The organism is Nonomuraea sp. NPDC048901 (assembly GCF_040649695.1).
Taxonomy (GTDB): domain Bacteria; phylum Actinomycetota; class Actinomycetes; order Streptosporangiales; family Streptosporangiaceae; genus Nonomuraea.
Genome location: NZ_JBEZFW010000021.1, coordinates 26,022 through 38,483 on the forward strand (window position 1 = coordinate 26,022; position 12,462 = coordinate 38,483).

The following is a 12,462-nucleotide window of genomic DNA, read 5'->3' on the forward strand; positions in this document are numbered from 1 at the left end:
GTGAATAGACTTGTCCGACGTGACTTCCAAGCCGCGTATCCCTGATGTCCTGGCCGCCCGTTATGCCTCCGCGGAGCTGGCCCGGTTGTGGTCCCCCGAGTACAAAGTCGTCGCCGAGCGGCGGCTGTGGCTGGCGGTGCTGCGGGCGCAGGCGGAGCTCGGGGTCACGGTCCCGCAGGAGGCGGTCGCCGACTACGAGAAAGTGGTCGAGCAGGTCGATCTGGCCTCCATCGCCGCGCGGGAGCGGGTGACGCGCCACGATGTGAAGGCGCGCATCGAAGAGTTCAACGCGCTGGCCGGGCACGAGCAGGTCCACAAGGGCATGACCTCGCGTGACCTGACCGAGAACGTCGAGCAGCTGCAGATACGCGACAGCCTCCTGCTGGTACGCGACCGGGTGGTGGCGTTGCTGGCCCGGCTGGCGCGGCTGGCCGAGGAGCATGAGGCGACCGTGGTGGCGGGCCGTTCGCACAACGTGGCGGCGCAGGCCACCACGCTGGGCAAGCGGTTCGCCTCGGCGGCCGATGAGCTGCTGGTGGCCTTCGGCCGGCTGGAGGAGCTGATCGCCCGCTACCCGCTGCGCGGCATCAAGGGACCGGTGGGCACCGCCCAGGACATGCTGGACCTGCTGGACGGCGACCGCGCGAAGCTGGCGGAGCTGGAGGGCCGGGTGGCCGCGCACCTGGGGTTCGAGCGGCGTTTCACCAGCGTGGGCCAGGTGTACCCGCGCTCGCTGGACTTCGAGGTCGTCTCGGCGCTGGTACAGCTGGCGGCCTCGCCGTCGTCGCTGGCCAAGACGATCCGGCTGATGGCCGGGCACGAGCTGGTGACGGAGGGGTTCAAGGAGGGACAGGTCGGCTCGTCGGCGATGCCGCACAAGATGAACACCCGCTCCTGCGAACGGGTGAACGGCCTGACGGTGGTGCTGCGCGGTTACGCCTCGATGGTGGCCGAGCTGGCCGGCGATCAGTGGAACGAGGGCGATGTGTCGTGCTCGGTGGTACGCCGGGTGGCGCTGCCGGACGCCTTCTTCGCCTTCGACGGGCTGGTGGAGACGATGCTGACGGTCCTGGACGAGTTCGGCGCGTTCCCGGCGGTGATCTCGGCGGAGCTGGACCGCTACCTGCCGTTCCTGGCCACGACGAAGATGCTCATGGCGGCGGTCCGCGCCGGGGTGGGCCGGGAGCGGGCACACGAGCTGATCAAGGAGCACGCCGTGGCTTCGGCGCTGGCGATGCGCTCGCGCGGCGCGGCCAACGAACTTCTCGACCGGCTGGCGGCCGATGAGCGTTTCCCGCTGGACCGTGACGCTCTGGCGGCGCTGCTGACCGACCGGGTCTCGTTCACCGGCGCGGCGGCCGAGCAGGTGGCGGCGGTGTCGCGGTCGGTGGGCGAGATCGTGGCGGCCCATCCGGAGGCGGCGGCCTACCAGCCGGGCTCGATTCTGTGATCGCCGAGCTGTCGCGGCATGCGCGACGCGGCTGGTACGGCACGCGCTGAGCGAGATGGGGCCCTCGTATCGGCCGGTGGGTGAGGCCGACCTGGTGGGAGGGGCCGGGCGGCACTGATGGTGGATGAGGGCAACCGGGCGGCGATCTGGGTGTACGAGCGGATCGGCTACCGGCGCCGCGCGCTCATGGCTTCGCAGGTGGTGTAGAGCGGGCCTGTCGAGGGGGCCGCTGCCGTACGGGAACGGCGGGTTTTGCGCCCTTATGGGCGGGCGTGGCGGAGCAGTTCGGTGAGCAGGGGGCGCAGGGCGGCGGGCACCTCGGACTCGGCTAGCTCGGTGACCTGGTCGCCGGTGGGGCGGTGGACGGTCAGCCGGTAGCGGGGCTGGGACAATCCGGGCGGCTCGGTGGCCGCGCCGGAGCGGAGGTGCCGCAGCAGGTCGTCGACGGCCTCGTCCAGGTCGGTGTCGAGGGTGGCGGTGCGGCGCAGGCCGGTGAAGCCGCCGCTGGTTTCGAGCGTGACACGCATGGGCGTCCTTCCGGCTGGCTGTTCACCCCACGGTACGGGGCTCCGCACGGGTCCGGGCGGGCTTGGCCGCGCGACCCTCGCGGCAAGCCTTGTCGCCGGACCCGTGCACAGGGGGTTACCAGAATCCCTGCTGCCTGGCGGCGCTGCGGACGGTCTGAGGGGACTGGCGGGGGACGAGGCCGGTGCGGGCCAGGATGCGGGCCTGGGCGACGGCGACGGTGGCGGCGTCGGCGAACTTGGCGTTGGGCCACAGGTTCTGCAGCGTCTGGTACATGATCACGGTGGCGGCGTCGAGGCCGAGGTCCTGGCTGATGAGGTAGAACCAGCGGTTGGTGATGCCGGACATGATGTGCGGGTCGGCGGGTTCGAAGTAGCCGGACATGTCGCGGGGTTGCGGGTCGCGGCCCATCAGGGGGTTGTCGAAGGCGGTGCCGGGTTCGGCCATGTTGCGCAGCGCCTCGCCGTACAGGTCGTCGGCCATGATCTCGTCGCCGATGAGCCAGTTGTGGGTGTGGGCGTCCTGGCCGCCCGCGTAGGCGTCGATGGCGGTGCCGAGCATGTCGCTGAAGGATTCGTTCAGGGCGCCGCTCTGGTCGTTGGTGTAGTTGAGGTTGGCGCTGAACTGGGTGACGCCGTGGGTGAGCTCGTGGGCGCACACGTCCATGCTGGCGGTCAGGTCCTTGAAGACCTGACCGCTGCCGTTGCCGAACACCATGCGCAGGCCCGAGTCGTCCCAGAAGGCGTTGTCGAAGGCGACGCCGAAGTTGACGTTGGCGACGAGGTTGAGCCCGGCGTTGTCGATGGACTCGCGGCCGAGCCGGTCCTTGTAGTAGGTGCGTACCGTGCCGAGGCGGTCGTAGGCGTCGTTGGCGTTCTGGGCGGCGACGGCGGGGTCTCCTTCGCCGCGGATGAAGGTGACGTCGAAGGTCCACTGGTTGAGGTCGTCGTAGACCAGGCGTCCGCCGGTGCCGGGTTTGGGGACGGTGAGCCCCGGCGGGACGCTTTCGGGTTCGGCGGTCATGCGCTGCTGGGCCAGGGGGAGGGCGTCGGTGCTGCGCCGGCCGCGGCGGAACTGGGCGGAGACGACGGCTGAGCGCTGGGCCGGTGAGGGTTCGGCGCTCTGCTGTGCCTGGACCTTGGCGATGTGGTCGAGGACGTGGGGCGGGACGAAGGAGCAGCGATATGCCATGGCTGAGCCCTTTTGGCGGGAACGGATTCTGACGTTTCCACGTAAGCGGGGCCGGGTGCGGGGCGCATCGGTGGCGGTCTCAGGGCTATCCCTAGGCGGCGTCCGGGCCGGGATTCGGGGTGGCCGGAAAATCGGATGAGGTTCGGCAGGCCGTCAGGCACAGTTGACAGTGTGATGTCCGATTTTGTTCCTGGTATCGAGTTGTCCCGAGACTTTTATGCCGAGGTGGTGGCGCCGCTGGTGGAGCGGGTGCCGCACAGTGCCGCGCTGATCGGGCCGGGCTCGGAGGTGCTGGCCTTCGACACGGGCCGCTCCGCCGATCACGACTGGGGCCCGCGGGTGCTGGTGTTCGTGGAGCCGGAGCGGGTGGCGCAGGTGGAGGCGCAGGTGCTGGCCGGGCTGCCCGAGCGGTTTCGGGGGCTGGAGACGGTGTTCGACTACCACGGTGCCCGGCGGCCGGGCGTGGTGGTCGCCGATCTGGAGGCGTGGCTGGTGGAGCGGCTGGGGTTCGACCCGCGGCGCGGGGTGTCGCTGCTGGACTGGCTGTCGGTGCCGTGGCAGAGCCTGGCGGAGGTGACGCTGGGGGAGGTGTTCCATGACGGGCTGGGCGGGCTGGAGGAGGCCCGGGCGGCGCTGCGCTGGTATCCGGGCGATGTGTGGCGGTACGTATTGGCGTGCCAGTGGCGGCGCATCGCCCAGGAGGAGCCGTTCCCCGGCCGGTCGGGAGAGGTGGGGGATGAGCTCGGCTCGGCCGTCGTGGGGGCACGGCTGAGCCGGGAGGTGATGCGGCTGGCGCTGCTGCTGCGCCGCCGCTACCCGCCCTACGCCAAATGGCTGGGCAGCGCCCTGGCGCGGATGCCCGGCTCGACGGAGCTGGGGGAGTCGCTGGGGCTGGCGGTGGCCGCCCGGTCATGGCGGGAGCGGGAGGACGGGCTGGCCGCCGCCTACGGGCGGCTGGCGGCGCTGCAGAACCGGGTGGCGCTGGCCGAGCCGCTGGATGAGCGGGTACGGGACTTCCACGACCGGCCCTTCCGCGTCATCGGCGGCGACCGGTTCGTCCAGGCGCTGCTGGGATCGGTGTCGGACCCGGTGATCAGGGGGTTGCCGGTGGTGGGGTGCGTGGACCAGCTGTCGGACTCGGTGGACCTGCTGCTGGAGCCGCGCCGCGCCCGGGCGGTGACGGCGGCGGCTCTCGGCCTGGGCGCCTGAGCGCCGCTCAGGCCCGCCTACGGCCGAACAGGCGGGCGCCGCCGAACACGCACACGGCCGCCAGGGCCACGGTGACGGCGGCGCCGGTCAGGACGGTGGCGTTGGCGTAGTGGCCCTGGAAGACCTGCCGTACCGCGTCGACGGTGTAGCGCAGGGGCACCACGCGGGAGGCGGCGTCGAGCCAGCCCGGCGCCAGGCTCATCGGCAGCAGCAGGCCCGACAGCAGCATGAGCGGCATGCCGGCGGTGTTGGCGATGGCCGCGAACTCCGGCGGCGTGGCGACGTTCATGGCCAGCCCGTAGGACAGGGCTGACAGGGCGGCGGCCAGGACGGCGACGAAGGCCAGGCCCAGCACGATCCCGGCCAGCGGGGCGCGCAGCCCGAAGGCCAGGCCGAGCCCGACGAGCAGGATCGACTGGGCCAGCAGTTGCACGACGTCGCGCAGCGTGCGGCCCAGCAGCAGGGCCAGCGGGTGGACGGGGGTGACGCGCATGCGGTCGATGACGCCGAGGTTGCGGTCCATCAGCAGGCCGAGCCCGACGAACGAGCCGCCGAGCAGGGCGAGCTGCACCAGTACGCCGGGCACCAGCGCCTGCCAGGACGATCCGCCCACGCCGAGGTCGAGCCTGGTCAGCAGCGGGCCGAACAGCGCCAGGAACAGCAGCGGCTGCAGCATGCCGAACCAAAGGCTGGTCGTGGAGCGCAGCGTGGCGCGCAGGTAGCGGCCGAAGATGATGCCGGTGTCGGCGAGGAGGGTCATGAGGGGTCCGTATTCCTGTGGGTCTACTAGATGGACAGGGGTTCGCCGGCGGTGGTGCGGCCGGTGATGGCCAGGAAGGCCTCCTGCAGGCTGGCGGCCGGATCGCCGGTGTGGCGGGACTTGAGCTCGGCGGGGGTGCCTTCGGCGACGACCGCTCCGGCGTCCACGACGACGATGCGGTCGGCGAGCGCGTCGGCCTCGTCTAGGTAGTGGGTGGTCAGGAAGACCGTCGTGCCGTGCTCGGCGCGGATGCGGCGCACCAGCTCCCACAGCTCGGCGCGGCTACCGGGGTCCAGGCCGGTGCTCGGCTCGTCGAGGAAGAGCACCTGCGGCCGGTTGACCAGGCCGAGCGCGATCTCCAGCCGGCGGCGCTGGCCACCGGACAGGGCGGCGCTCGGCCGGTCCATCAGCTCCACCAGAGCCAGGTCGCGGGCCAGCTCCTCGGCCCGCTCGCCGGCCTGGCTTTTGGTCAGGCGGTGCAGCCGGCCCTGGGTGATGAGCTCCTCGCGTACGCCGCAGCCGGGGTCGAGGCCGCCGGACTGGGCGACGTAGCCGATGCGGCGGCGTACTCCGGCGGGGTCGGCGAGCAGGTCGTGCCCGGCCACCTCGGCGTGGCCGCCGCTGGGCGGCAGGAGGGTGGTGAGCATGCGGACGGTGGTGGTCTTGCCGGCGCCGTTCGGGCCGAGGAAGCCGAGGATCTCGCCGCGCCGCACGGTCAGGTCGATGCCGCGTACGGCGTGGACGGGGCCTTTGGCCAGGGTGAAGGTACGGGCCAGGCCCCGGACGTGGATGGCTGGTTCAGGCATGCCGCCGATAGAACCACACTCCACTCCAAAATTGCAATCGACTTAAAGTTTGGAGTTGAGTTAAGCTATTCGGCATGACCGAGGGCTTGCGGGAACGCAAGAAGCAGCAGACCCGCCACCGCATCCGCGACGTGGCCACCGCCCTGTTCGTCGAACGCGGCTTCGACCACGTCACCATCGCCGAAGTCGCCGCGGCGGCCGAGGTGTCCGTCAACACCGTCTACAACTACTTCCAGACCAAGGAAGACCTCGTCCTGCCGCCCGAGGAGGCCTCACCCCAGCGCCTGGCCGACATCGTGCGCCACCGCCCCGCCGGCCAGGCCGCCGTCCCCGCCGTCCTGGAACACCTGCGCCAGGAGGTACGGCGGCGCGAACGCAAGCTCGGCCTGACCGACGGCTTCGGCCGCGTCTTCGACATGATGAGCGCCGCCCCCACCCTCACCGCCCGCCTGGGCGACCTCGGCCGGCAGATGACCGACGAACTGGCCGCCGTCCTGGCCGAGGAGAGCGGCGCCGCGCCCGGCGACCCCCTGCCCGCCATGGTGGCCTGGCACATCGGCGGCTTCCACGCGCTGGTCTACGCCGAGATCGGCAAACGGACCGCGGCAGGACAGAGCCCCGACGCCATCGCCGCGGCCGTGCTGGAACTCATCGACGTCTACGAGGACCTGCTCGGAGACCGTCTTCGTACCTACGCCACACGTAAGGACTGACCCATGTTCAGAGTGACGATCCGCGGCACCTTCCAGGGCCTGGACGAGGCCACGCGTGAGGCCGTACGGGCCGCGGCAGGCGCCGCCTTCACCGAGGCCGGGACCTTCACCCACGACCAGAGCGTGTCGGCCTTCACCTTCCGCTGCCAGATCCCCGCGGGCCCCGACGACGGCGAGCACGAGGCCACCGCGGCCGCGATGGCCGCCCTGGACGCCCACGGACACCCCTACCACGTGCTGCGCGTCGCGGTCACGGACATGCGCGACATCAAGATCCGCCGCAAGGGCCGCCCGAGAGCGAGCTCGGGCTGAGCCCCGCCACCGGCCTTCAGCGGCGGGCGTTGGCGGCGATGGCCAAGCGGAAACAGGCCGCCAGATCCTCCACGACCGCCGCCGCCTCGGCCTTGAGCCGCACCCAGTCGGCTTTGGTGCAGGCGGCGACGCGGCGCCGGCTCTGCTCATACCGCTCACCGCCGCCCCAGCGCCGCTCCACCTCCGCCTCGTGATCCTCCGGCCGGAAACCGCCGGACACCTCCAGCCGTTCGGCCGGACTCAGCGCGACGCTCCTCGTATGAGCCTGCATCGCCCGCTCCACCGCGGCGATCACCTCACTCAGCCGCTCGGACCTACGCACCAGCAACTCATGCTGGCGGCGCAGATGCGTCAGCTCATCGGCACGCGGCTCGTCCAGAATGACGGCCACCTCCTCCAGCGCGAAACCCAGCTCCCGATACAGCAGCACTTGCTGCAGCCTGACCAGATCCGCCTCGGTGTAACGCCGGTAACCGGCCGCCGTCCGCTCACCCGGACTGAGCAGGCCGATGTCGTCATAGTGATGCAGCGTCCGCACGGTGACACCGGCCAGCCTGGACACCTGCCCCACGGAAAGCTCATGACCCCCACCATGAACCCTCACGTTACGTCAGGCACAAGCCCGGGCTGGACTCTCCCACAGCCGGAGGCCCCATGCTGGGGGACGTGGACGACGACCTCCTGCCGATCGGACAGTTCGCCCGGCTCACCCGCCTGAGCGTCAAGCAGCTGCGGCACTACGACGAGATCGGGCTGCTCCGGCCCGCCTGCGTGGACACCGCCACCGGCTACCGCTACTACCGCGCCGCCCAGGCCCGCACGGCGATGTCGATCGGGCTGCTGCGCTCCCTCGACGTGCCGCTGCCCGTCGTCGGCCAGGTCCTGGCCGGCACCGAAGGCGCCCTGGAGTCCGTACACGACACACTGGAGGCCGAACTCGCCCGGCGGCGGCGCACACTGGCCTCCCTGGAACGCGTCATAGCCGACGGCCTGCCCGCCACCCAGGTCCGCATCGTCACCGAACCGGCCCACCGCGTCGCGCTCGTGCGCGAACGCGCCACCGGCCCGGCCGACATCGCCCGCGCCACCACCGCCGCGATGACACGCCTGACAGCCGGCCTGCTGTACGGGCCGGCGACCCGATCCGACACCGACACCGACACGCCCCCAGCACTGCCCGGTGGGGGAGCGGCGGGCGGCGGCCCGCACTTGATCGGCCTGTTCCCCGTCGACCTGACCGACGACTTCGACGTGACCGCCGCGCTCGTCCTGGCAGACGGCTGGCACACCGGCGGGGGAGCACAGGTGGACGTGCTGCCCGGCGGTACCTTCGCCGCCGCCACCCACCTCGGCCCCTACGACCAGATCTCCCTGACCGCCCATGCCGTCCTGGCCTGGTGCGCCGAACGCCGCCACCCCATGCGCGGCCCGATCCGCGAGGTGTACGTGTCCGACCCGGCCCACACCCCGCCCGACCAGCTGATCACCCACCTGATGATCCCTTTGGAGGACGAACCATGAGCGCCGAACTGATCACCCAAGGCCCCGTCACCTGCCTGAACGTCACCGGCCTGGGCGAGCCAGGCGGAGCCGAGCACCTGTCCGCGATCGGCGCCCTGCACGCCGTCGCCGGCGCGATGGGCGGCCCCGCCGGACCGCTGGAAGGCCTGTGGTGGGTGGAGGACGAACGCCCGGGGCTGCAGGTGCCGCGCGAGCAGTGGCGCTGGCACCTGCTGCTGCCCCTGCCCGCCACCCCCGAGCCCGGACGCCTGGAACAGGCCCGCGAGTCCGTACGCGCGAGCGGCGCGGCCGTCGACCGCGTACGGGTGGCCGTCTTCACCGAGGGACAGTGCGTACAGATGCTGCACCACGGCCCCTACAGCGAGGAACCCGCGACCCTGAAGGTGATGGAGGAGTACATGGACGAGCACGGCCTGGTGGCCAACGGGCCGCACCACGAGGTGTACCTGACGGCGTTCGACGACCCCGATCCGCGCACACTGCTGCGCCAGCCCGTCCGCCCGGCATGAACCGCCTCACCCGTTAATCAGGGGTTCATCTGGGGTCGCACGATCTTCCCCCGCCGCCGCGCCGGCTCTTACATTCCGAAGCGTCACCCCATCCCGAGCGTCACCGCGGACACACCGGCCCAGCGAGATCAGGCCGCTCAGCCACCGCGGCCGCGTCGGGCGCGAAGGTAAGAGCCGGCAAGGAGACAGACCGTGTTCAAGCGCATCGCCCTCATCCCTGTGCTATTACTCGCCTTTCTGGGAGTGGCGAACCCCGCCCCGGCCCAGGCGCACGAGCCGCGCCACCTGCGCATCCTGCTCACCAACGACGACGGCTACACCTCCACCTACCTGCAAGGACTGCGCCAGAAGCTGATCGAGGCGGGCCACGAGGTGACGGTTGTCGCCCCCGACAGCGACGTCAGCATCACCGGCACGGCGATCAACGCCAAGTTCGGCACCACGCTGCAGGCCACCCAGAAGGAGCCCGGCGTCTGGGCCGTCGGGGGCAGCCCCAGCGACGCGGTCGCGTTCGGGACGCGCGTCGTGTTCGCCGGCAACCCGCCGGACCTGGTGGTCTCGGGCCCCAACCCGGGCGAGAACGTCGCCGCGACCGCCAACTACTCCGGCACCGTCGCCGCGACGATCACCGCCATCACCGGCGGCATCCCCGCCGTAGCGGTCAGCGTCGCCAGGAGCGGCGGCTCCTTCCCCAGCGCCGACCAGTCGATCGCCTTCGCCGTCAAACTCGTCGACCGGCTGGCGGCGACCTCACGCGGCGCCGTCCTGCCCGCCCGCACCGCGCTGAACGTCAACTACCCCGTCACCCCCAACGGCAAGGTCACCGTCGCCAAGCTGGGAACCTCGCTGCCGTTCTCCACCGACTACACCCTCGACTCCGCCGCGTGCGCCACCTGCTACCGCATCCTGCCCCTGCCGGCCACCGCCCCCGACCCGGTGACCGACGCCGACCGCACCCTGCTGGCCGCGGGCAACGTCACCATCACCCCGCTGGACGGTAACTGGGAAGCGGGACCGGCCACCGCCACCATCATCCGCCTCCGCCTCAACGCCCTGACCCCCTGAGCCCGGAGCACCCCGCCGGGAACACCGTGGGCCCACAACCCGACCCCACCCTGCGGCGCCAACCCTGCGGCGAGCACGAGCGGAGCGGTGAGCACGAGCGGAGCCGCACGAGGGGCGAGCACGACAGAGCGGCGCGATATGGCTGCGCGGCTCCTGAACCGCGACTGCTAAACCGCGGTGAGGATCACAGGCCCGTCGTCGGTGATGGCCACCGTGTGCTCGCTGTGGGAGGCGCGCGAGCCGTCAACGGTCCGCAACGCCCACCCGTCGGCGGCCGTGAGGTAGCGGCCGTCGCCGCCCGCGGTGAACATCGGCTCGATCGCCAGCACCAAACCCGTCCGCAGCACCAGCCCGCGGCCCGGCCGCCCCTGGTTGGCCACGTGCGGGTCCTCGTGCATCTTCCGCCCGATCCCGTGCCCGCCGAAGTCGATCGGCACGCCATAGCCGCCCGCCACCGCGACCGAGGATATGGCGTGCCCGATGTCGCCCATCCGGTTACCCGGCCGCATCGCGGCGATGCCCGCCCGCAGCGCCTCCTGCGTCGCCTCGATGAGCGCCACGTCACGGGCGCGCGGCAGCCCCACCACGAAGCTGACCGCCGAGTCGCCCGCCCACCCGTCGAGGTAGGCGCCGCAGTCGATGCTGACCAGGTCACCGTCCTTGAGCCGGTAACGGTCCGGGATGCCGTGCACGATCACGTCGTTGATCGACGCGCAGATGACCGCCGGGTAGGGCGTCGGCGCGAAGTGCGGCTGATAGCCCAGGAACGCGGGCGTGGCACCCGCCTCGGCGATGATGGTGGCCGCCAGCTCGTCCAGCTCGTCGACCCGCACCCCCACCGCGGCATGCTTGACGATCGCCTGCAGCGCCCGCGCCACCACGCGGCCCGCTTCGCGCATCGCCTCGATCTCCGCCAATGTCTTGATCTCCACCATGTCGATAACTATACCGGTATTTTTATCCCGACGGCATCTGTATCCCAGCTGTAGACTTGGGTTCATGGTCCGACCCTCGCTGACCCCCGAAGAGCGACGGCGCGGCGAGCAGCTCGGCCTGCTGCTCCGCGACGTGCGCGGCGACCGCAGCATCGTCGAAGTCGCCGCCGCGGCCGGCATGTCCGCCGAAACCCTCCGCAAGATCGAGACCGGCCGCATCCCCACCCCGGCCTTCTTCACCATCGCCGCCCTGGCCGACGTCCTCGGCGTCTCTCTCGACCACCTCGCCCTGCGGCTCACCCCCGCCACACCCGCCTGAGCGAGACAAAACCGCGCCCGCTCAACCGCTCACCGCCGCCCCAGAGCCCACCCCGGCCACGCGAGACGAGCTAGGCCAAAGCGGCTGGGCGGAAGCGGGCGAAGCGCAGGCGGGTCCGCTCACCGATCCGGGTCGGCCCGCTTCAACAACGGATGCGCCCGCATCGCCCCCTCCAGCTCACCCGGCAACTCATCGCGGTAACGCCCCAGCGTCGACAGATCACTGTGCCCCAGCACCCGCCGCACCGCGTCCATGTCCACCGCGTCCGCCAGCAGATGCGTCGCCGTCGTATGCCGCAACCCATGCGGCGTCACCGACCGCCGCTGCTCGGCCGCCACCCGCCGCTGCACCCGATCGATCACCGCCTGCACATCGCCACGCGCCAGCCGCCGCCCCCGCCACGACAACAACAACGCCTTGTCCGGCACTTCCGCCCGCTCCCGCGCCAGATAGGCCTCCAACGCCAGCGCCACATCGCGGGGGAGCGGCACATCCCGGGTGCGGCCCCCCTTGCCGAAGATCCGCCAATAACGCACCCCGTCATTGGTGTAGAAATCCTCGACATTGGCCCGCACCAGCTCCGACACCCGCGGCCCCAGCGTCGACAACAGCAACACGATCAACGCATCACGCAACTCCGTCCGCTGATCACGCCGCCCCGCCGCCGGCGCCTCGCCCGCCGACCGCGCCGCCCCGATCAGCCCCTGCGCCTGCTCCCGCGTCAACGCCCGCCGCTCGGGCCGCAGCCCGCCCCGCTCCCTGGCCGTCACCGTCGACAACGCCATCGGATTGATCTGGATCCAGCCCGCCAGCGACGCGTACTTGAACAACGCCGAGATCGAACGCCGAAACCGCGCCTGCGACGACGGACTCTGCCCCCCGCCACCTGCCGAACGCCGGCCATCCGGCTTACGCGCGAACGCCAGCAAAATCGCATCGACGTCCTCACCCGACAGGTCGTCCAGCACCGTCGACTCCCCGGCCAGCGCCACCAGCGTCGCCACATCACGCGCATAAAGCTCCGCCGTCGCCTGCGACAATGCCCCCGTCAACGTCTTGGCCCGCACCAGCTCCACATAGCGGTCGGCCGCCTCCACCACCGTCAGCCGATCCAGCTCAGCAGGCCGCACCGTCCCCCCTCACCCCA

General features: G+C 71.4%; 15 protein-coding genes. 8 read left to right on the forward strand and 7 right to left on the reverse strand.

What is annotated here, in order from left to right:
* Positions 1-19: 19 nt before the first annotated feature.
* Positions 20-1,450 carry an adenylosuccinate lyase gene (gene purB / locus AB0C30_RS47460; protein WP_357956784.1) on the forward strand — a complete coding sequence of 477 codons (1,431 nt, stop codon included), beginning with the start codon at positions 20-22 and terminating at the stop codon, positions 1,448-1,450.
* 260 nt (positions 1,451-1,710) lie between these two features.
* On the opposite strand, the gene AB0C30_RS47465 is transcribed toward purB, so the two are convergent.
* The gene (locus tag AB0C30_RS47465; protein WP_357956786.1) at positions 1,711-1,977 is read right to left on the reverse strand and encodes a protealysin inhibitor emfourin; all 267 of its coding nucleotides are present in this window, start codon (positions 1,975-1,977) and stop codon (positions 1,711-1,713) included.
* Positions 1,978-2,092: 115 nt separating this feature from the next.
* Complete coding sequence (locus AB0C30_RS47470) at positions 2,093-3,166, reverse strand: M4 family metallopeptidase (RefSeq protein ID WP_357956788.1); 1,074 nt, start codon at positions 3,164-3,166, stop codon at positions 2,093-2,095.
* 201 nt (positions 3,167-3,367) lie between these two features.
* Here AB0C30_RS47470 and AB0C30_RS47475 point away from each other — a divergent pair, with 201 nt between their 5' ends.
* A complete protein-coding gene (locus AB0C30_RS47475) occupies positions 3,368-4,375 on the forward strand; it encodes a DUF4037 domain-containing protein (RefSeq protein WP_357956790.1) in 1,008 nt (335 codons plus the stop codon).
* Between the two features lie 7 nt (positions 4,376-4,382).
* On the opposite strand, the gene AB0C30_RS47480 is transcribed toward AB0C30_RS47475, so the two are convergent.
* Together AB0C30_RS47480 and AB0C30_RS47485 are read right to left on the reverse strand one after the other, a co-directional pair.
* Positions 4,383-5,135, reverse strand: coding sequence for an ABC transporter permease (locus tag AB0C30_RS47480; RefSeq protein ID WP_357956792.1), 753 nt, complete (start codon positions 5,133-5,135; stop codon positions 4,383-4,385).
* Between the two features lie 26 nt (positions 5,136-5,161).
* Positions 5,162-5,941: an ATP-binding cassette domain-containing protein gene (locus tag AB0C30_RS47485; RefSeq protein ID WP_357956794.1), complete on the reverse strand. Its 780-nt coding sequence runs from the start codon at positions 5,939-5,941 to the stop codon at positions 5,162-5,164.
* Positions 5,942-6,015: 74 nt separating this feature from the next.
* Between AB0C30_RS47485 and AB0C30_RS47490 the strand changes: the two genes are divergently transcribed.
* Positions 6,016-6,654, forward strand: a complete 639-nt coding sequence (locus AB0C30_RS47490) for a TetR/AcrR family transcriptional regulator (protein ID WP_357956796.1) — start codon at positions 6,016-6,018, stop codon at positions 6,652-6,654.
* A 3-nt stretch (positions 6,655-6,657) separates the two neighbouring features.
* A complete protein-coding gene (locus tag AB0C30_RS47495; RefSeq protein WP_357956798.1) occupies positions 6,658-6,966 on the forward strand; it encodes a DUF6204 family protein in 309 nt (102 codons plus the stop codon).
* A gap of 16 nt (positions 6,967-6,982) precedes the next feature.
* On the opposite strand, the gene AB0C30_RS47500 is transcribed toward AB0C30_RS47495, so the two are convergent.
* A complete protein-coding gene (locus tag AB0C30_RS47500) occupies positions 6,983-7,537 on the reverse strand; it encodes a MerR family transcriptional regulator (RefSeq protein ID WP_357956800.1) in 555 nt (184 codons plus the stop codon).
* Between the two features lie 95 nt (positions 7,538-7,632).
* Here AB0C30_RS47500 and AB0C30_RS47505 point away from each other — a divergent pair, with 95 nt between their 5' ends.
* The 3 genes from AB0C30_RS47505 (at position 7,633) to AB0C30_RS47515 (ending at position 10,061) form a co-directional block, all read left to right on the forward strand.
* Positions 7,633-8,487: a MerR family transcriptional regulator gene (locus AB0C30_RS47505; protein WP_357956802.1), complete on the forward strand. Its 855-nt coding sequence runs from the start codon at positions 7,633-7,635 to the stop codon at positions 8,485-8,487.
* Positions 8,484-8,996 carry a GyrI-like domain-containing protein gene (locus AB0C30_RS47510; protein WP_357956804.1) on the forward strand — a complete coding sequence of 171 codons (513 nt, stop codon included), beginning with the start codon at positions 8,484-8,486 and terminating at the stop codon, positions 8,994-8,996. Before AB0C30_RS47505 ends, AB0C30_RS47510 begins: the two co-directional genes overlap by 4 nt.
* 192 nt (positions 8,997-9,188) lie before the next feature.
* Complete coding sequence (locus AB0C30_RS47515) at positions 9,189-10,061, forward strand: 5'/3'-nucleotidase SurE (protein ID WP_357956807.1); 873 nt, start codon at positions 9,189-9,191, stop codon at positions 10,059-10,061.
* A 167-nt stretch (positions 10,062-10,228) separates the two neighbouring features.
* Here the strand turns inward: AB0C30_RS47515 and map are convergent, their stop codons facing one another.
* Positions 10,229-10,996, reverse strand: coding sequence for a type I methionyl aminopeptidase (map, locus tag AB0C30_RS47520; protein ID WP_357956809.1), 768 nt, complete (start codon positions 10,994-10,996; stop codon positions 10,229-10,231).
* Positions 10,997-11,060: 64 nt separating this feature from the next.
* Between map and AB0C30_RS47525 the strand changes: the two genes are divergently transcribed.
* Entirely contained in the window at positions 11,061-11,315 is a 255-nt protein-coding gene (locus AB0C30_RS47525) for a helix-turn-helix transcriptional regulator (RefSeq protein WP_357645069.1), read from the forward strand.
* Between the two features lie 119 nt (positions 11,316-11,434).
* On the opposite strand, the gene AB0C30_RS47530 is transcribed toward AB0C30_RS47525, so the two are convergent.
* Complete coding sequence (locus tag AB0C30_RS47530) at positions 11,435-12,445, reverse strand: tyrosine-type recombinase/integrase (RefSeq protein ID WP_357956811.1); 1,011 nt, start codon at positions 12,443-12,445, stop codon at positions 11,435-11,437.
* Positions 12,446-12,462: the final 17 nt, after the last annotated feature.